Source organism: Nostoc sp. UIC 10890 (genome assembly GCF_054786515.1).
The window spans coordinates 3,441,583-3,461,541 of record NZ_JBSGKF010000001.1 but is presented as its reverse complement, the minus strand read 5'-3'; the positions used below and the strand labels follow the sequence as shown (position 1 = coordinate 3,461,541).

Genomic DNA, 19,959 nt, shown 5'->3' with positions numbered 1-19,959 from the left:
GAGGAATCAATCGTCATGACTGTGATTATTGTGAAGTGGACGATTAACAAATATCACCGCATGATGACTCTGGCCTTTTGAGCGATCGCAAGGTTGAACTACTTCATGGAGAAATTGTCGAAAGTAATTATTAAGTGTAAGTTTACGGAGAATTGATGTTACTTGTTATGGAGCTACGAGCCTTCATTCGTTATTTGAACAGTGGATTGGCTAGATTGGGCTAGATAGATACCCGCTAAAACTACAGCAAAGGTTGCCCAGTCAAACAAACCTACTTGTTCTGAAAAAATGAACCACGCAAAAATGGAAGCTAGGACTGGTTCTAGGAGAAGTGTTACGGCGACAACGCCTGAAGAGATTCTGCTGAGGCTATAAGCCAAAAGCCCCTGACCTAACACTTGGCAAAAGAGGGCTTGGAAAATTATGAAAAACCAACCTGTCCAGGAATAGGGCAACAGTCTATCTTCCAGAAATGGGAGGACGGGTAATAGAAACATTGTTGTTACTCCGCAGCGCCACAGCATTATGGTTGCGGTACTAAATCGGGTTCGGAGTTTTTCTATCAGCAGCATACACGTAGCCATGAAAATCGCAGTTAGTAACGCCAAGGCATCACCTATTATTTGGTCATTTGCAAATTGCACCTTATTAAGTTCAAAAGCGATCGCTCCTCCCAAGGCTATGATTAGACCAATCACGAATCTGTGATCGAAGCGCCGACCGAATAACAGATACCCAGCTAAAGCAACGAATAAGGAGTTTAAATTAGACAGTAAAGCCACGTTGGCCACGCTAGTTTGACTCAGCGACCAAGCCCACAAGAGGAGGTAGGTTCCAGCAGAGGTTCCCATTGCCAACAATAGCCACACTTCTTGTCCAGTAAAAGGCTTCTGTTCTATAGATTGGCTATTGGACTGTTGGTAGCGGAAAGCCTCAAGTCCATTCCACAGCGCAAAGACAACTGTTGCAATCCAACTGCGATGAAATACTACAGCATTTGCACCAATTTCTTGTTGACACAATTTGGTTAGAGATGGCGCTAAAGATATGGGAATTAGAGCAAACAATAATGAGGCAGTTCCTAATAAAGCTGGTGTTTCGGAGAATTGTTGCTTTAGTAATGACAGTTTCAACGTCATACTTTTAATGAAAGTGTTAACTATATTTTTGACTGATTCCTGGAATGGGAAATTAATAGCAGCTTGGCTAGATACGGCTAAGTATAAACCTATTAAAACGACAGCGAAACCTATCCAATTTGAAAAAGTTAATTTTTCCGAAAATATTATAAGAGCGAAAATGCCGCTAAATACTGGCTCTAGCAAATGCACTAAGGAGACAACCACAGAAGAAAACTTGGCAAGGCTATAGGTCAAAAGCCCATGACCCAAGACTTGGCAAATCAGGGCTAGGGAAATGACCCAAAGCCAACCACTGACTTTAGAAGGAAAAATCTGATCTTGAGTAAACAAAAGTATAGGGAAAATGACTAAAGCCGCGATCGCACAGATCCACAGCTGGATTGTGTCAGGAGAAAATTTTGTTCGTAATTTTTCTACAATCAGTAGGTATGCACCCAAGAAAATCGCCGAAACGATCGCAGCCAATCCTCCTTGAACTTCGTCTGTAGCGATTTGCAGTTCCTCAAATTCAATAGCGATCGCTCCCCCAAGGGCGATGACCATACCAATGAGGAATTGACTCTCAAAACCCTGACGAAATAATAGCCACGCCCCTAAGCTGGTAAATATGGGGGCCAGATTGTGCAACACACTAGAAATCGTGACACTGGTTTGAGTCAGCGACCAACCCAAACAGACTAAAGTCGCTGCCCAAAGAATACCAGCACCTAGCAATAGCCATAGATCCTGACTTGTGTAGGGCTGCTGTTCTACAGGTTGAACTAAGGAAAATCGCTGCCGTATTACCTTGTATCCATTCCAGAACAAGAAGACCACACTAGCAAGCCAAAAGCGATTAAATACAGTGGCATTGGGGCTGAGTTCAGTTTCGCCTAATTTCATAAAAATAGAGCCAAAAGATATAGCACCTACACCTACAAATAATGAAGCGATCGCTATCTTCGTTTGATTGGATACATTCATTAGGAAATTTAAATTCAATTTTTTACCAATAAATAATCAACTAGTATTTAAGCAGTCAAATTCTAGGCGAAGTTAAAGTATTTATACTGTTATTAATAAAATTAACTATTTTTTACCTTTTAACCCAGCCATTGATCTTTTCCATAATTAATCCATTGTTGCACAAGAGCGATCGCGGATACAAAAATCACAAATGATAGGCTTTTATATTTTCTTTTTCCTGGAAAACAACAATAAAAATAACCTAAAGCTAGAAAAAAGAAAGGTACTGCAAATATATATCTGCCTAAACTCGCTAGGCGATTTTGTGTAAAAAATACGATTAAAGCATTTATTACTGAAAAATATATGCAGAACCAAAATAGATAATTATTTTGTAAGCTATTGGTAAATTTAGAGGTAATTATTTCCTTTTTTCTAACTCGCCAATAATTCAATACATACGCTAATATTAAGATGGGCGGGTACATTATTAAAATATCCCAAATAAATCTTTTTGGGATAAATACCAATAATTTATGGTTTTTAGATTTACAATATATTACGATAAAAGAAATTATTAGAATCAAAAATGGTAGATATAAACCTAATAAATCGAACAAGGGAGATTTAGGTAAAAATAGTAAGTCTAAATTGAATCCTAATGTTTTACCCCATTGTTTTTGATCGTGGAATGGCGCGAAAAAATTTCCTCTTGATTGGAGACAGGAAAATCCATAAATAGAATATCCAAATATCGCTGAAATGGATATTGTAATCGTTTGGAAAAGATGACTTTTACTTAGTTGTTTTGTTAACAAAAATATTGTTATTAATGAGAAGAAGCAGGCGAAAATAATCTGAACTAATACTGGACGAGTTAAAGCCATTAAAATACTAATAACCGATAACAGTATTAATTTGATTTTTTCATTTAATTTGTTTTCAGGTAAAAGCAGCCATATTAAAAAAATTTCCAGTAGAGAAAACAAACTTTCTGTATAGCCTATAACGCGAAAAATAGCCATAGGGTTAACGGTGTAAGCAAGGGTAATTGTTAATGCCAAAAGTTGATTTTTTAAAGCCTTTTTAAATACCCAAAATACTAAAGGAGTAGATATGCAAAAAATTGCTGTAGCTGTAATTTTAAAATAATTTGCATATTGTTCTAGATTTTGGGGATGAAATAGGTGAGTAATTATAAAACCCCAAAGAGGATAAAAAGCAGTACAAGTATTTTGCAAAGCCATATTTGCATAAAGTCCTATATCCCAGTAGTAACTTTTATGTGGTAATGCAGGGGGATTTATACGGGGTAACTGAGTGGGAGAAAAGAACTTATAAAAAGTATCTGGAAAAATTAGCATCCCCACAATAGCGCAAACAATAAAAGCACTATAAATAATTATATAAGGCGTCAAATCTTTAGGGAAACTTACTTTTTTCATTGGGCTATTTTATCTTTATTTGAATTAATATATTCTTGAATAAACTCATTAATTAAAACCTATAAAGTAAATAGGTAAGCATAAATCAAACTAGATTATGTAATGCAAAATTAATGAAATTCATTCTTAGTAAACTGCTCCAGCACTTTTGCAAGGTCTAGAGCAGCTTACTACAAACCGACTGGGAAAATTTATCGTTGGGATAAGGCAGAATGGAAGAGAGTTTTGACCCAGTTCATCTTTCTTTACGTTATTAGGTTTTATTGTGCCTACCTACTAACCAACCCAGCGCTCTTGGGCAAATCCTATAGCTATTTTGGCTAGTAGTGTCACAAAAACGCCTAGTATTAAATATCCCTGGCGAGGATGGCGAGATAGCAGCACACCAATGGCTATATTTAAAGGCACAAGACCATAGGCGAGACGGCTCAAGGAAATAGTGCCTCCAGAGGCTAGCAGCAAACCAATACCACAAAAGCCATAAATAACTGTAACTGGGGTCAGTTGCGTGCGTAAGCGCCACAACACATAGCCACCACCTAAGACCATAGTTAGGTTGAGCAAGTTATTAATCCACTGTTCGCTTGCCAGAATCAACAAAAATAAGATTAAAGCATAAAAGCCATAGAATAATTTCACAGAACGAAAATGTTGACGGAAGTGCCATAAAAGATAGCCACTGGCAACAATCACCCCAAACAACAAGAGATACCAGGGGTCTTGAATCCCGCCAGGGGAGTTTTGAACCCAACCAAATTGCCAATTTTTGCTGCCAACTGCAATTTGCATGAGCATATTTAACCAACCCTGCCAATCAAACCCAAAGGAAGGTCGCCATCCCCTTTGTGCTTCGATAAAAGCTAAAGGGTTGCCAAAATAAATCGCACAATACAAACTGAATAGAAGTATGCCAGTAGCAGTAGTAAAACTTGCTATGTAAGCTATAGGTGGTCGGCGTTCTTTCCACGATGCGATCGCCAATGCTGGAATTAGTGCCATACCTGTAGGACGTGTTGCTGTCGCCATCGCCCCCCAAAGGGCAATCCAGCCATACTGTTTTTGATCAAATGCCCGCAAAGTCGCCGTACTCAAAAACAAATACAGGCCCTCTGTGTAAATCACCCCCGTAAACATAGACGATGGATACAAAGAAACCACAGCAGTCACCCATTGCGCTGCATTGATGTCATAATGCTCCTTAACCCAAAAGTACAAACAGTAAAGCGCTGCGAAAAATGCCAAGTTGTTGACTAACGTGCCTGCTAATTCAAACGGTAAGCCCAACTTCATCAAAACCCAGATACTTAAGGGAAATAGAGGAAAGAAAGCAAGATTGTGTTGCTTGCCGTCATTTATAAATTCATAGCCAGAAGTTGCGATCGCTCGATAATGCATACTATCCCAGGCATCAAAAACACCCCAGCCAAAACGGGGCAAAAATTCTTCTGCTGGTAACGGTAGTTTTGGCGCAACCAGCAACATAACAGTCCAGATGAATATTCGACTGGCAAACCATATTGCTGCTGGAAATAGGAAATCGTTTTTCCATAAAGCTTTTTTTATAACTATCTGAACTTTGACCATAAGGTTAAGTGCTTCAACAAACTCCTTTATATATCCTTTTACCTATGGCTGTAACACAGCGATTTATGAGTAACATCTTGCATATTAAATCCTCCATCAAAATAATTAACAAACTGTACAGATTAAAAATTACTTAAAAGTGTTCCCTACTTGGTTAATTTTGTCGGAATTTATCTTTAAAAGTATAGTATTTATAAATACAAATTTTGTCTATATATATGAGAATTTGTCATTTGTTATTTGTCAAGAGTCATTAGTTAGTTAGTGATTCTCTCACCTGTCCCCCTTGTCCCCCTTGTCCCCCTTTTCCCTCATCTCCCCACTCCCTCTCTTGGAGTCAGTGTATCGATTATAGTGATTGCTGTTATTAAAGAGTCCCCAGCAATTTATAGTGGGAGTTGTCTGTAAATCCTTAAGCAATTGTGAAAGCGATTACTCTCGTTGGTTCTACTGGTTCTATTGGTACTCAGACTTTAGATATTGTCACTCAGTACCCAGATCAGTTTCGGATTGTGGGATTGGCAGCTGGGAGCAATGTCGAAATGTTGGCTGCTCAAATTCGGCAGTTTCGACCGGAAATAGCAGCCATTTGCTCAGAAGCTAAATTACCAGCCCTCAAAGAAGCACTCATTGACCTCGATCCCCAACCGATTCTACTGGCAGGTGATGCCGGAGTGATAGAAGTCGCCCGTTACGGCGATTCCCAAACCGTTGTCACTGGTATCGTTGGTTGTGCTGGTTTGCTACCCACGATCGCAGCCATTGAAGCTGGTAAAGATATTGCCTTAGCAAACAAAGAAACTCTGATTGCTGGGGCCCCTGTGGTTCTACCCCTAGTCGAAAAACACGGTGTAAAATTACTCCCAGCCGATTCCGAACATTCCGCAATCTTTCAATGCCTCCAAGGTGTTCCCAAAGATGGCTTGCGGAAAATTTTGCTCACTGCATCTGGTGGGGCTTTCCGCGATTGGGATGTAGAAAAGTTAGCAGATGTAACCGTTGCTGACGCTCTCAAGCATCCTAATTGGTCGATGGGGCGTAAAATCACAGTAGACTCTGCTACTTTGATGAATAAAGGACTGGAAGTAATTGAGGCTCACTTCCTGTTTGGATTGGATTATGACAATATCGAAATTGTCATTCATCCCCAGAGTATTATTCACTCGCTGATTGAACTGCAAGATACTTCCGTTTTAGCCCAACTCGGTTGGCCGGATATGCGCTTACCTTTGCTGTATGCTCTATCTTGGCCCGATCGCATCTACACTAACTGGGAACGACTAGATTTAGTCAAAGCTGGAAATTTAACCTTCCGTGAACCAGATCACCAAAAGTATCCTTGTATGCAGTTGGCTTACGCTGTGGGTAAAGCTGGTGGTTCCATGCCAGCTGTTTTGAATGCCGCCAATGAGCAAGCTGTGGCTTTATTTTTAGATGAAAAAATTCGCTTTTTAGATATTCCTCGGTGTATCGAATGGGTATGCGATCGCCATCAAAATGATAACCGTGCTAATCCCTCTTTAGATGACATTTTGGCAGCAGATAAATGGGCAAGACAAGAAGTTTTAATAGCAAGTGAAACGTTAGAAACTCACTCGCGGATAATCTCTCTGCGATAAAAGCCTTTACTCAAATACCTAAAAGGCAGATTTTCTGACTTTTGAGTAATTATTGTTTAGCCTTCAGTCTAATGCTGAAGGCTAACGATTTTGCTCAAATTTCTGGCTTTCAATAAACGCGTAGATGCACAGCGGCTTGTCGTCAGACATCGCACTCACGAGCGATAATTATTTCTAGTATTAACACCCACTTAACTTACGCAACTAGCAACGGTTTTGTAGGAAGCATCCTTGGTTCTGGTAGTGGTTTGTTTTCGTCGTTTCAACATTTCAACAAAAGTCTCAATTACTTCCTGACCATTTTTGGCTGCTTCTTCATAAGTTCTACCATGCGTATGAAATTGTTGCCAGGGTAACTCAGGCAAGTGTACTAAAAAAAGTCTATCTTCCTCTGACCATTGAATTACCATACTGTAGTGATAGTTCATTCTTTTGACTCCTGTTTTTCTTCGGTTTGCGTGTTTTCCATTTCTTGGAGTGTCAACAATATGAGTCAGGAACTTGAATTTCCTTTTGATAGAGCAAGACGAGTTACACCAGAAGAAAACCAAAAATTCAGAGATGCGATCGCAGATCAGTTTGGGATTACACTAAGGAAACGTGGACGACCTGCTAACTATGCAATTTAAATGTGAAACAGCTTATTAGTTTTTTCGCTATTTGGGCAGCTATTTTAGGTTGTAAACCTTTGAGAAAATCGATAACCGTCTCTAAACTGTCTAACTTCGCCATACTAGAAATTAATCATCAAGCGCTGCTAAACGTTCTAGTTCTGTTGTAAAAATCTCCGAACCAACTATTTTAGAATTAGCCACAGCCATTTGTGCTTGTTGACCTAAAATTAAATCTTCTAATTGAGCAATTCGATTGATTAATTGCTCGTAATTGTCCACCGACATAATTACGTAACTAGCTTGCGATTCGCTTGTCAGTACCACTGGTTCCGTCGCAGCTTGTTCTAAAACATCGCTGTGGAGATTTTAGATGTCTCCAAGGGTAAATTGGCGCATTTTCAAGCTTTCCTAAATGTTTATGAAGAGATTATAGCAAGTACATCATTTGCCCTTCATCCCATCAACAATAAATGCGTAGACGCGCAGCGGCTTGTTGTCAGACATCGCACTTCCCCAACATCATAAATGCGTAGCGTGGCTATTTATTATCAGGGCAAATTTCTTTTCGCAAATCGGGACGGGAAGCGAGGTATTCTTTTAAATCGTTGCAACCTCGCGCTAGTGAGCTATCTAAACTTTGAACCCGACGCAACTGCACAAAATAATCATCTACCTTAATGGCAATTAACTTACTATCTGGTCTGAAAACAAAACTCCAGCCTGGAGATTCAGCAAAGCCTTGATATTCAGCAAACTGCTGCCAAGAACTATCTTTTACCTCAGCCCACAGACGCACAGTACGATCTGCGAAAGAAGTGCCTGTAGCAATCGTCTTACCATCCGGGCTAAATGCTATATTCAAGACCCAATTATCATGTTTGAGAGTGGTAATTTCTTGTCCTTGTAGATTCCACAACTTGGCTGTGCCGTCAAATCGATTTAGCTGAGAGAATCGATCGCAAACAATCAACAGCTTACAATTTCCTTAATGGAAAACCAGTTGACTACCTCAACTTTTTAGAATTTTGCAATGTATTAGATTTTGAAGTCAAGGAAATTGCCGATTTTGAAGTACTCGCAGATACATATACACAAAAACCCCAAAAAATAGAAAAAATAAATAATTCTCCATCATTTCCTCCTTCCTTACTCTCTACTTGCGAACTTGAATATCCAGAAGGGGAAGTAGCATTAGATTCTCTTTTTTATGTAGAACGTCCTCCCATCGAACAGCGTTGTTACGAAGAAATTAAAAAACCAGGTTTCCTAATTCGCATCAAAGCACCGCAACAGATGGGTAAATCTTCACTCCTAGCGCGGATTCTGCATCAATCAGAAAATCAAGGAAATATAACAGTAGCTATCGATTTTCTGCTAGCAGAAGAGGAGTTTTTCTCCGACTTAAATAAATTTCTGCGCTGGTTTTGCGATACCGTCACCGAAGCAGTTGCGGGAAATAATCGAGAATTACTCGAAAAATTGCTGCAACAACTCGATGAGTATTGGAAATCGGGACAGCAATTTGGCTATATGAAAACTTGTAAAAATTACTTTGAGCGCTATTTATTTCCAATTACAACGCCAGTTTGTACTCAAGTGTCACTTGTAGATGATGGAATTGTCGAGTTCAACAGGCAATTCAATGTTACAAACAATCATCAAGTCCAACAAATTACTTCTAGCAGCTTTGATTTTGGTATCAGCAGCAACATTAAATAGTCCCAAAGTTGATGCAAGAAATAGCCAGAATCTAAATCTAACCCAATTACCGACATCAAGCGCGAACTGCGATATGTGCAGCACCGAAGGTATTGCACCAGCACCAGAATGGAAAAAATTCTCTCCAGATGAAGGTAAATTCTCTATTCTCATGCCCGGTGAGGAAATTTCAGACATGACACCAGATAATAGCGAGATGCATGAAGGTGTTGAGTCTACAAAAATGTATCTAAGTACTAATGAAACAAATGTGTTTATGGTTAGCTATGCTGACTTTAACAATGATGTGACTCAGATTCCTTCAAGTGAATTATTGGATTTCGCTGTACAAGGGATATTAGAAGATGGGAAAAAATTACTAAGTCAGGAAAATATTACTCTAGGTGCATATCCTGGCATAGAAATGAAGCTGTGGGATGAAAAAGAAGGAATTTTTATGACGGGTAGAGTTTTTATTGTTAATCAACGGTTATATATACTCTTCGTTGGAAGCGATAAAAATCCTCAAGTCAGTGATGTCAGAAAGTTTTTTGACTCCTTCGAGTTGATACAGTAATTATCTTACTAGTTGCTGAATAGATTTTTTTAGCAAGTATTAGGACTCCTGTCTGAGTTTTGAACAAAATTTCAAATGAAACCCTGAGACAAAAGCCTTTTCAGTCTCAGTATGTTTTCAAAAATCAAATCGGAGTCCTAATCTAACTCTTGTATCTTGTGATTATTGATACAATAAATTCCAAAAAACCTTTCCAGTAATTCTGCCAAATTGCCAAATAAGTTGCCTTTTACCCGAATAATTGGATCGTTTTCAGCTAATATGGCATTGGCACAGTTACACAAAAAATCTGAGCTTTAGTAACTATTCCAAATTAGGTCTAATAGCTTTAGCACTAGTAATTTTTATTTCAGATAAAATTTACCCTTTCTAAATAAAAACCTTCTCAGACAAGGGCAATTATTAAGGAATTAATATATATGATTATTACGTTGATTATAGCTTGGATAATCTTCATAATATTATGGAAATTGCTGAAAGCAACAGTGAGTACTGCATTAACTATTGCGGCAATCCTTGTTTTATTAAATATTAGTTTTGGCATTACTCCCCAAGATATTTGGCATTATGCAACACAGTTTGCTCAAAATCTGTCGCAGATCCAAATTGGCAAGTAAAAATAAATACTTCACTTTTGCTAATAAAAGGTGAAGTATAAATCCAATGTTCCTGTAATATTTACAGCCTTTGTGGTTCAATTATTATTTAATACTGAAATTTTAGCCAATGCATCCTTAACACTCGCTGGTAACTGACGCATAATCTTACCTCTTTCGCGATCTAAAGCGACTAAAGTCACCTTGGCAGTGACGTACAATTGTTGTCCATCAGCGGAGACAATGGCATAATCCCAATTGATTCGGACGCCAGTCACCTCAGCCATGCGCGTTTTTACTACTACTGCCATACCCAATTGAATTGAACGGTGATAGCGCACCGACAGTTCTACAACTGGTAAATCGCAACCTATGACAACTAAATCAGCAAATTCAATCCCTATAGATCGCAAGCATTCAATCCGTGCTTCTTCCATCCAAGCTAGATAAGAACCGTGCCAGACAATACCTGCATAGTCAGTGTGATGAGGTTGCACTCTCACAGGATATTCAAACCAATTCCCAAATTCATGATTTGATGGATTGTCAAGAGCGCTGGTTGGCGGTAGTTTTGGTTGAGTGGGTTTTTCTTCTGACATCTTTAAATTTCTCAGTACTTATAAATTTTCCAAATTATTGAATAGCATAAAAATTAATTGTGTTGCTGCACTTATTGATTTAACATTTACCTTCCGAGTACAGGGAGTGTTTTGTTATGCAGCCTAATCTCCAGTATGTGAGTGTTGTTACTTTGACTCTACTTAGTTTACTAGGTTTTGGGATGGTATATCCAGACAATAACCAGGTAAGCAAAAATGCAAGCTTGAGGTACGAATCTGGAGAAAAAGCTCAAGCTTTACCCACGGGTAATCAGATATCAGAAATTGCAAGGCTCAATGAAGAAGCTATCAAAGAATCTCGTCAAGGTCAATCGCAAGAAGCATTGCAGAGATTACAAAAAGCATTAGCTATCAGCAGAGAACTTGGAGAGCGCTCTTGGGAAGCGGTAACATTCAACAACATCGGCAGAATCTACCAAGGTCAAACAAAGTATCCAGAGGCACTTCAATCTTATCAGCAAGCCATATTAATTAACAAAGAACTTGGGGATCTGGTTCGACTTGGCAAAACCTACAGTAACATCGGTTACTTATTCGATATTCAAAACAAACCGGAGTTAGCAATTTTTTTCTACAAGCATTGCTTGATTAATCGTGAGAAAGCTCGCTTGAATCCATCAGCACTGAGTGCGCCACAACCAGATGCTTACAGCATAACTGTGAGCCAGACATATCGCATTTTAGGTGAAAGATTACTTAAACAGGAACGTGTTGCTGAAGCGCAAAGGACAATGGATTTACTCAAAGTCGAAGAACTAGAAGAATATCTTCAGAATGTGCCAGGTAATCAACGTACTGCCAAAGCTATTAATATAGCGGCAACAGAAAAACCCATTAAACAAAAATTAGATCAAACCGTGGATAATGCTGTTGTGCTGGGTAAGGAACTGACAACACTACGGAAAATTCCCCCCAAAGAGCGATCGCTCGAACAGAAACAACGTATCGAGCAATTAGTCTTAAATCAACAGCAACTTTTAAATGGATTTAACGAATTTATTAATAGTCCTTCAGTGAAAGAACAGGTAGAGCAAATTAGCCTTACAGCTAGGCGGCAAAATTTGGATTTGGAGAATCTCAACGAACTTCGGGATAATTTGGCGCGATTACCTCAAAAATCGGCACTACTCTACCCACTGATTTTAAAAGATAGTTTGGAATTGGTATTGGTAACTCCTGAATCTCCACCAATTCATCGTACCGTTGCTATAAAACGCGAAAACCTCCATCAAACAATTGGTGCTTTCCGCCAAGCTTTAATTAATCCCAGTCGAAATATCAAAGCACCTGCACGCCAATTGTATGATTGGCTAATTAAACCGATAGAAAAAGACCTAAAGCTATCAGGTACGCAAACTCTGATTTACGCTCCAGATGATCAGTTACGCTACATTCCTTTAACTGCTTTATATGATGGCAAACAATGGCTAGTGCAGCGCTTCAATGTGAATCATATTACATCCGCTAGTCTGACTAACTTAAATACTCCACAACAATCTACGTTACGGGTTTTAGCAGGTGCTTTTACTAAAGGTAATTATCAGATCAAAGTTGGGAATCGACAGGTTGCTTTTGCTGGCTTACCCTTTGCAACGCGGGAGGTGGAAAGTCTAGCAGCTGCGGTTCCTGAAACTACGAAGCTTTTAGACGATGCCTTTAGCCCCAGAGTCGCTGTACCCCAAATGGATGATTACACAATTGTCCATTTAGCGACTCATGCAGCCTTTGTGGTGGGTAAACCAGAAGATTCGTTTATTTTATTCGGCAATGGCGATCGCGTAAATTTTAGAAATGTCGCTACTTGGTCACTCCCGAATGTAGATTTGGTAGTGTTAAGCGCCTGTGAAACTGGCTTGGGAGGGAAGTTAGGTAATGGTGAGGAAATTTTGGGCTTTGGCTATCAGATGCAACAAACCGGCGCTAGAGCCGCGATCGCCTCTTTGTGGTCTGTGGATGATGGTGGTACGCAAGCACTTATGAGTGCTTTTTATGGTGTCCTCTCGACTAATAAATTTAGTAAAACTGAAGCTTTACGACAAGCTCAAGTCTCATTAATTACTGGAGACTGGAAGGCAATAAGTCACAATGCACCCGTAGCAGCGGTTAGTAACTTTAGTCATCCATACTATTGGGCACCCTTTATTTTGATTGGCAATGGACTTTAGATGTTTATAGTTCCTCACCTGTGCCAAAGGATGACTTTCTCTTTTAACACTTCCAGCTCAAGGCTAAAAATCCGGCTCGTGAGGCTATGGCAGATACAAAAATATCCGATGGGCCAACCATGAGCCAATCACCTAATGGTAATGAGGAATAGTAAGAGCGATCGCTAATTAAGCCACCATACCGATTACCAGTTACTAATAATCAATTTTGAATTTGTCATCAAGCCTTAGAACCTTAATACTTCTTAGCAAGAGTTTTAGAGCCTGTATCAGTTTGCATAGATTGCTTGACAAGATTAGCCAGTTCATCTAATTGGCTAATTGCTTCTGCACCTTCTAGCTTCATTAATTCGCGGTCATCCCGCATTTCTGTCCAAGTAATCCCATAATCGGACACTAAAAACCGAATTAGATGGTTATCACCCAAGCTAACCATAAACGATGCACTATTCATTTGGTCGCCACAGGTGTAGCAAGACGCAGGATACCCGCGCCGCTCTAAAACAACCGCCAAGGCTTGGAGGTTCATTACCAAGTCTTGGACGAATTGTCGATGTTGATGTGCTAGTCTCAGAAACACTTTTGTCCTCCAGACACCACAGTCGTTTGAGTTTCTTTTATATTTTCTTTAGATTTTCTCATCCACTGGTATTGTAAACTATTCAATACAATTACTAGACAGATGATATTGAGTCGTTAATTGACTACCTTGTTTAGGGTAGTGTATCGGGGTTTTGAGGGCCGTATCAAACTATTCAGTTTGCAAATACAAAATCTCGGACAGAATTGCTAAATTTAACCATATCTTTATACACTTCTGTCAGGGTAGATTCTTGCAAGAAACGATCCGCTTTAAGAGTAACTTAAATCTAGCACTAGTCAACTACAGAAAAGCTACATATTTCGTCTTTATTGGCTATGTGCAGCCCAATTTACCGTTAGTAGATGCTATGACGTAGTTTTGCATCGTTATAGTTAGTCTTATTTAGATGTTTAATCTATTCTCTTCCTAACGTAAATTTTGGTATGGACAAATGATTAGGTATACCAAATTCGTTCCTCCTGTACGTATAAAGTTGAGCAAATGACAATGTAAATTTGAAATTAAGTACTTAAAACTAAAAAAGCGTACTTATCGCTACATTTTTTGCGTATTTTATAGACAAGTGTGAGTGTAGACTCCAGGATGGATCAACTCAACACTGACAATACCTAAACTCAGCAGAGTTATGTTGCCATTTAGGCAATATTTATAACTATTTTGGGATTATCCTCAAAAAGTTGTACTAACCAAAGTATGAGAGTTTGTAAAGATTCTTATCTTAATTTAGTTTTGCCAAATTTGAATGAATATATAATATATTTTGATTTTTTATTCAATTTGAATAATTTTTTAATATTAAACACTAGATTAACTAATTCATAATTCTTGGCAAAGAACCATACCAAATTGTCAAATTAGCGGTTTTTACCTGTTTGGGTATAAATCTTCAACTAATTCAATTGCAAATTATTTGAAAAATCCCACCCCTTTAAGGGGTGAGAGTAGCCCCTTTAAGGGGTGAGAGTATTAGTAGACTACTTGCCACCAACCAAAAGCTGGGCCAATAAAACGGATAGTTGCCCATCCTACAACCATAAGACCAATGCCTATCCAGGCACCACGAGTAGTCCAAGTGACAAATTGTTCGCCTTGAGTTTTCGTGATCGGAACCCAAGACAAGATGCGAGTATCTTGACCGTATGTTTCTCCCTGTGTGCTTTTGGTTGAGTCGATGGGGAGTATTATCTCCCGCACCTCTCAGTTAGATCCGTGCGTGCAGCTTTCACTGCACACGGCTCCCGATGTTCTTAGCTTGCGCTTTTGCTCATGTGCTTGTAATCGTGGCAACTCTCGTGAATTGCTTCAAGATTGTTTTTCTTCCAGTTGGCGTGATTTCCGTCGATGTGATGCAGGTGAACCCGTTCCTCATCGATGAACTTTAAGCCGCAGGATGCACATTTATGGTTTTGCTTCTTAAGAGCTTTAGAGGTTTCACCGTTGTAGAGCTTGCTATTACGTTCGCTCCAGTAGGTTGTATCTCCGTCATAGGGGGATTTTGTTCCTTTGAGCATGACGTGTTTATTTTCGGAGTAAGGAACTGATGGAAATGCCTTGTCTAGTAATTTCTTGCTAGAGTAGCGGTTTTGTTTGGTTTCCTTGTTAAATACCTTGTAGGCTCTTGTTTCGATGTGGTAAAGGGAATTCCTGGAGCCGTCCATTTTGCAGAACTTATGGTAATTTCTCCAACCTCTAACTACCGAGGCTAATTTATCAGCCTTTGTGGTAGCACCATAATTCGAGTTGTTGACGATGTGTTTTACTTTCTTACGGAGCGCTTTGAAGTTGTCCACTGAAGGGATACTTCTGAACTTTCCGTTTTTCTGGATTTTAAAGTGCCAGCCGAGGAAATCAAACCCATCTGTCGCGGCGGTAACTTTGGTTTTCTTTTGGCTTACATTCATTCCGCGTTTGCGGAGAAACTCACTGATTCTTTCAAGTATCTCTGTCGCATCATCTTCGGGTCGAAGTATAACAACCATGTCATCCGCGTATCGGACTGATGGCTCGGTGATATCACTGACTGAGGTTCTACCAGTGATTCTCTGTCCTTGATTCTCATGGTACCTGTGTATACTCTCAATCCCGTTGAGCGCGATGTTTGCTAATAGTGGGCTGACCACTCCCCCTTGAGGTGTTCCCTGTTCGGGGAATTCTGGGTTGACTCCTGCCTTAAGACATCGGAATATTCCGAGTTTTAAGCCTTTAGGGGCAATGAGTTCGTCCATTATTGCTGAGTGATTGATTCTATCGAAGCACTTTTCAATATCGAGTTCAATTACTCGCTTATTTATTCCGTTAGCTTTGGAGTTAAGGTTTAGGAAGATGTACTTTTGTGCATCATGGGCGGAGCGCCCAGTTCTGAACCCATAACTCCTGGCGTGGAACGTGGCTTCGTGTGCTGGTTCAAGTGCATATTTTGCAAGGCATTGCCAAGCTCTATCCGCGATGGTGGGTATCTTAAGCATTCTGGTAGTCCCGTCCTTCTTAGGGATGGGGATTTCCCGTAGTCCTTGATGCTTCCAATTTCCACTATTCATTTTCAGTAATTCTTCAAGGTTGAAGCGTTCTTCAAATGAGAGCGATTTTTTCCCATCAATACCAGCCGTCTTTTTACCAGCATTTAGCTGAGATACAAGTCTAATTGCAAGAAATCGAGCCGAGGTAGATTTTAGAATAAGCTTTTGGAGTGACCGAACTTTCCGCTTGTCTCCAACTTGAATAGCTTTAAATACGCGCTTTTGAAGGCGGAAAAGATTTCGGCGGAATTTCTTCCACGGTAAAGCTCTCCAAGATTCACTAGTTTTGCAACTGTGTCTAATCATTTTCTCTTCTCTAGTTTGTATTCTCTGAACACCTCAGTCCAATTACGGACTGTCCTACCCGAACTGTGGGGATTCCTCCGCTCGTCTGGACTACCTGAGATTCGACCGTCTCAAGACCCACAATTCGTTTTTCTTCGTTCCCTCGGAGAGATTGATTGTTCCGTTAGATGTAGCCAATTCAACTACTGGATTCCCTGGACTCTTGCCGTTACTCGACGCGTGTTCGGCGGGACTGAACTCCAGTGAGGTCAGGGATTTTGCGTTGCGCCCTGCCTGCAAATAAGTCGTTTTTCTAGGCTCTGTTTCATCGTAGGAACTCCCTGTTAGCGCCAGTGTCAACCCGCAACGGTCGTCTGATTGCGCCCTGTTCCCAGCTTCACTCTACAAGAACCGAGCTTGTTCGGTGTGGGCAGATAAGGAGTCAATTCTGAGTCTGAATGGCAAGACTTGCACTTGCATCTGACCGAGAGTTCAGTCTTTAGTGACAGTAATCTGCTGTCGGACTGGTTTAGTTATGTACGGACTGATTACCGTGATTCACTAAACAACGAATCGCACACGACGCTTTGCTTCACCCATAATCAGCAACTCAAATTCTATTTAGGTTCTAAATTTATTTTGCCAGGAATCATGGCTATAGGGAGGCGATAAATTACATCACCTTCTATAAGCTGATAATAGTGCTTGCTTTTAGACGATCGCACTTTGGTTGACAAAATTTAAATTGGGCAGTGGGCATTGATGACTGAACTTTAGGCGGAATTTTCCTCATCTGTATTGGAAAACAGACTGGGATCAAGATAGTTAATGCGTGCTAAAGGACTTAAGGCAGCAAGAATTTGAGCGCCGTAGCTACGATTAACTACACGACTATCAAGCAAAGCTACGATCCCTTGACTTTCTCGGACTGGAGCGATCGCTCTTTGTAATTCATTCAAAGCAGCTGGCAACAAATATAAACGAAACCAATCTTGATGCGATCGCTTATAAAGAGCTACTCTACCAGCTACCAGGGGATTTTCCAAAGATGGTAAGGGCAAAGTAGCAATGATTAATAGATGGGGTGCTGGCAAGACTCGTTGATGTTCTCGCCAAAATTCCCAACCAGTAATTAAAATACCATTCTCATCCAAACAAGTTTTTTCTACTTGCACCCGTGAACCAAACTCTGAAGCCAGAATTGTCGCCACTTGAGCCTTTAGTGGTACATCCCCAACCAAAACAACTGTCAATCCTGGTGCTGTAGCACTTAGACAAACTAGTGTGCGGACTTTGTGAATAAATGCTGCTTGGAATTCTGGTGTGTTGGGTAGGGGCAACTTATAGGGTACATACAGTTGAATTGCTTCCGTTTGACTCTCCGAAGAGAACTTTAGACAAGTTAAATCATCCAAACCCAGGCGCTGGCGGAAAAGAGGAGCCTCAGTTTCCGGCTCGATCGCGCTGCCAATTAAAACTACTGGTTGTCGCTGCCAAATAGACGAGAGTATTTCCCCTAATTCCATTGGGGCGTAATGCAAAGAAAATAAACCTTGTCGATGGGCAATAGTTGCCCAGAAGAGGGCAGGGGAGGCAGGGGAAGCAGGGGAGGCAGGGGGGGAAAGATTTTCAGCAAGGCTTTGAAATTGCTGCCAGAAATTTTTCCAATTATCTGGCAGGTTGGCTTGATCTAAAGCCAAATACAGACGACTCAAAATTTCTATTTCTGGCTGGGAAATTAAATAGCACTGATATGGATTTGCAGGATGCTGAAAAAGTTCGTGTGTCAGTTCTATCCGTGCTTCGCGAATTGCCTCAGCTTGGTTTGGGCAAGCCAGCATCAGTTGATCCCAATCATCTGGTTGAATATCTTGGGTAAGCTGATCACGCACCCAATCTTCGAGATCATCTACCCCATCAATAATTGTAGGAATGCCTTGAGGAAAGCGATCGCCACCAGCAAATTGTCCTGTTAACCAAGCTTCTGGGGAGGTCAGCAGTAGCCCTTGAAACTCAGCACCAGGCCAAGTGTCACCTGTTCTAATCGATTTATTAGCTGGTAGCCACTGCTGTAGCCGGGGAATTTCCACCCGCAGCAGAAGTTGCTGCACCGCTTCTTGAGCAACAATAATTACAGGGCCATGCCACATTAGGGCTGATGCTACGAAACTAGTACGATACCGCCCTTGATAGCCACAAACCGCCCCGACTTGAATTAGGGCGCTACGTCCCAGGCGCAAGGCGCGTGCTACCAACCGTGCCATCGTCAAATGATGGGGCCAGGAAGGGAACCCCGCTTGCGATCGCAAAAAGTTATGTAGTGACAAATGAACTTCTGCCTCAATCACACGCTTTTAATTCCATACAAAGTGATTTTTACTTCCAATTGCCCCATTTCTATTATCTTGTCATTTGTCATTTGTTCTTTGTCCTTTGTTCTTTGCCATTGATCCAAAACTAATGACTAATGACCAATGACTAATGACTAATGACCAATGACCAATCACCAATACCCTGAATTATGCCAACTTACACAGGAATTTCCAGCGAAGCCTTTAGGCATCCACTAGATCGCCAAGCCGAGCAAGCTTTACGAAATTTACCGGGATTTGATTTAATTGCTCGTAAATTTGTGGAATTTATCTACGAACGCCCTCAATTAGTCTATCTAATGGGTAACACCATCCAAGTCGGGCCGCGTCAATATTCCACTATTTACCAAATGTTTCGGGAATGCGTCCGAGATTTGGACATTTACCCAGAACCTACACTGTTTGTCTCGCAAGATCCCCAACCAAATAGCTATGCACTGGGGCAAGAAAATCCTTACATAGTAATAAATACAGGGATACTAGACTTACTAGATGAAGCCGAGATTCGGGTGGTGTTAGCCCATGAACTGGGGCATATTAAATGTGGTCATACTATTTTAATTCAAATGGCGATGTGGGCGATGAGTGCTGCTTCCGCCTTGGGTGAATTGACCTTCGGCCTCGGTAATATTGTCACACAAGGCTTAATTTATGCTTTTTTTGAGTGGCGGCGCAAAGCCGAGTTATCGTCAGATCGTGCCGCACTACTAGTTGTGGATGACTTGAATCCTGTAATGTTAACGATGATGAAACTCTCTGGCGGTAGTCACAAATATGCCAATGAGTGTAGTTTACAGGAGTTTATCAAGCAGTCGGAAAATTATCAGGCACTTGATGAAGATGGACTGAATCAGATATATAAATTCTTGATCTACAATGGCGCTCAAGGTACGATGTTAAGCCATCCTTTCCCTGTCGAACGCTTGCATTATTTACGGGCGTGGGCAGTATCCGAAGAATATCAGCAAATCCGCCGAGGAAATTATCAGCGATCGCCTGCTTCCGGAGCAGTTAATGTTCCAGCAGAATCTTCCGAAAATCAGACAGAAACTTTACGCCGCCAAATTGAAGAATTACAACGAGAAATTGACAGAATCCGAAGGAATCAGTAGTTTTTAGTCCTAAAGGTGGATTTAGATCCCCGACTTCTTTGAGAAGTCGGGGATCTGGGTAGCAA

At 40.5% G+C, this 19,959-nt stretch carries 17 protein-coding genes and 2 pseudogenes; 7 read left to right on the top strand and 12 right to left on the bottom strand.

What is annotated here, in order from left to right; genetic code table 11:
• Window positions 1-173 precede the first annotated feature (173 nt).
• From ACWATR_RS14090 to ACWATR_RS14080, 3 genes are all read right to left on the bottom strand, one after another.
• Window positions 174-2,105: a DMT family transporter gene (locus tag ACWATR_RS14090; protein ID WP_460333249.1), complete on the bottom strand. Its 1,932-nt coding sequence runs from the start codon at window positions 2,103-2,105 to the stop codon at window positions 174-176.
• Window positions 2,106-2,224: 119 nt separating this feature from the next.
• Window positions 2,225-3,532, bottom strand: coding sequence for a mannosyltransferase (locus tag ACWATR_RS14085; RefSeq protein WP_460333246.1), 1,308 nt, complete (start codon window positions 3,530-3,532; stop codon window positions 2,225-2,227).
• Between the two features lie 276 nt (window positions 3,533-3,808).
• Window positions 3,809-5,116: a mannosyltransferase family protein gene (locus tag ACWATR_RS14080; protein ID WP_460333243.1), complete on the bottom strand. Its 1,308-nt coding sequence runs from the start codon at window positions 5,114-5,116 to the stop codon at window positions 3,809-3,811.
• 422 nt (window positions 5,117-5,538) lie between these two features.
• Between ACWATR_RS14080 and dxr the strand changes: the two genes are divergently transcribed.
• On the top strand, window positions 5,539-6,735 hold the full coding sequence (gene dxr / locus ACWATR_RS14075; protein WP_460333240.1) for a 1-deoxy-D-xylulose-5-phosphate reductoisomerase: 1,197 nt from the start codon (window positions 5,539-5,541) through the stop codon (window positions 6,733-6,735).
• Between the two features lie 196 nt (window positions 6,736-6,931).
• Here dxr and ACWATR_RS14070 read toward each other — a convergent pair.
• Window positions 6,932-7,163 (bottom strand): annotated as a pseudogene (locus ACWATR_RS14070) (type II toxin-antitoxin system HicB family antitoxin).
• A gap of 60 nt (window positions 7,164-7,223) precedes the next feature.
• Between ACWATR_RS14070 and ACWATR_RS14065 the strand changes: the two are divergent.
• A complete protein-coding gene (locus ACWATR_RS14065; RefSeq protein WP_460333238.1) occupies window positions 7,224-7,364 on the top strand; it encodes a hypothetical protein in 141 nt (46 codons plus the stop codon).
• A gap of 10 nt (window positions 7,365-7,374) precedes the next feature.
• Here ACWATR_RS14065 and ACWATR_RS14060 read toward each other — a convergent pair.
• The 3 genes and pseudogenes from ACWATR_RS14060 to ACWATR_RS14050 form a co-directional block, all read right to left on the bottom strand.
• A pseudogene (locus tag ACWATR_RS14060) lies at window positions 7,375-7,467 on the bottom strand (type II toxin-antitoxin system RelE/ParE family toxin); the annotation flags it as partial.
• A gap of 8 nt (window positions 7,468-7,475) precedes the next feature.
• Window positions 7,476-7,673, bottom strand: coding sequence for a prevent-host-death protein (locus ACWATR_RS14055; protein ID WP_460333236.1), 198 nt, complete (start codon window positions 7,671-7,673; stop codon window positions 7,476-7,478).
• Window positions 7,674-7,887: 214 nt separating this feature from the next.
• Window positions 7,888-8,319, bottom strand: a complete 432-nt coding sequence (locus ACWATR_RS14050; RefSeq protein WP_460333233.1) for a WD40 repeat domain-containing protein — start codon at window positions 8,317-8,319, stop codon at window positions 7,888-7,890.
• On the opposite strand from ACWATR_RS14050, the gene ACWATR_RS14045 reads away from it, so the two are divergent.
• From ACWATR_RS14045 to ACWATR_RS14035, 3 genes are all read left to right on the top strand, one after another.
• A complete protein-coding gene (locus tag ACWATR_RS14045; protein ID WP_460340416.1) occupies window positions 8,271-9,068 on the top strand; it encodes an AAA-like domain-containing protein in 798 nt (265 codons plus the stop codon). The genes ACWATR_RS14050 and ACWATR_RS14045 overlap by 49 nt on opposite strands.
• Window positions 8,992-9,624, top strand: a complete 633-nt coding sequence (locus tag ACWATR_RS14040; RefSeq protein WP_460333230.1) for a hypothetical protein — start codon at window positions 8,992-8,994, stop codon at window positions 9,622-9,624. Before ACWATR_RS14045 ends, ACWATR_RS14040 begins: the two co-directional genes overlap by 77 nt.
• A 419-nt stretch (window positions 9,625-10,043) precedes the next feature.
• A complete protein-coding gene (locus ACWATR_RS14035; RefSeq protein ID WP_460333227.1) occupies window positions 10,044-10,241 on the top strand; it encodes a hypothetical protein in 198 nt (65 codons plus the stop codon).
• Between the two features lie 77 nt (window positions 10,242-10,318).
• On the opposite strand, the gene ACWATR_RS14030 is transcribed toward ACWATR_RS14035, so the two are convergent.
• Window positions 10,319-10,819: an acyl-CoA thioesterase gene (locus ACWATR_RS14030; RefSeq protein ID WP_069074032.1), complete on the bottom strand. Its 501-nt coding sequence runs from the start codon at window positions 10,817-10,819 to the stop codon at window positions 10,319-10,321.
• A 116-nt stretch (window positions 10,820-10,935) separates the two neighbouring features.
• Between ACWATR_RS14030 and ACWATR_RS14025 the strand changes: the two genes are divergently transcribed.
• Window positions 10,936-13,005, top strand: a complete 2,070-nt coding sequence (locus ACWATR_RS14025) for a CHAT domain-containing protein (RefSeq protein WP_460333223.1) — start codon at window positions 10,936-10,938, stop codon at window positions 13,003-13,005.
• Window positions 13,006-13,240: 235 nt separating this feature from the next.
• Here the strand turns inward: ACWATR_RS14025 and ACWATR_RS14020 are convergent, their stop codons facing one another.
• The 4 genes from ACWATR_RS14020 to ACWATR_RS14005 all read right to left on the bottom strand — a co-directional run bounded on the left by ACWATR_RS14020 (window position 13,241) and on the right by ACWATR_RS14005 (window position 18,758).
• Complete coding sequence (locus tag ACWATR_RS14020; protein WP_069074034.1) at window positions 13,241-13,585, bottom strand: DUF1815 family protein; 345 nt, start codon at window positions 13,583-13,585, stop codon at window positions 13,241-13,243.
• 990 nt (window positions 13,586-14,575) lie between these two features.
• A complete protein-coding gene (locus tag ACWATR_RS14015) occupies window positions 14,576-14,803 on the bottom strand; it encodes a DUF2839 domain-containing protein (protein WP_460333220.1) in 228 nt (75 codons plus the stop codon).
• A 53-nt stretch (window positions 14,804-14,856) separates the two neighbouring features.
• Window positions 14,857-16,431 (bottom strand): group II intron reverse transcriptase/maturase, encoded by a 1,575-nt coding sequence (locus ACWATR_RS14010; RefSeq protein ID WP_460333217.1) that lies wholly within the window; start codon window positions 16,429-16,431, stop codon window positions 14,857-14,859.
• Window positions 16,432-17,183: 752 nt separating this feature from the next.
• Window positions 17,184-18,758, bottom strand: a complete 1,575-nt coding sequence (locus ACWATR_RS14005; RefSeq protein WP_460333214.1) for a helicase C-terminal domain-containing protein — start codon at window positions 18,756-18,758, stop codon at window positions 17,184-17,186.
• Window positions 18,759-18,931: 173 nt separating this feature from the next.
• Here ACWATR_RS14005 and ACWATR_RS14000 point away from each other — a divergent pair, with 173 nt between their 5' ends.
• Window positions 18,932-19,894, top strand: a complete 963-nt coding sequence (locus ACWATR_RS14000) for a M48 family metallopeptidase (RefSeq protein ID WP_460333211.1) — start codon at window positions 18,932-18,934, stop codon at window positions 19,892-19,894.
• Window positions 19,895-19,959: the final 65 nt, after the last annotated feature.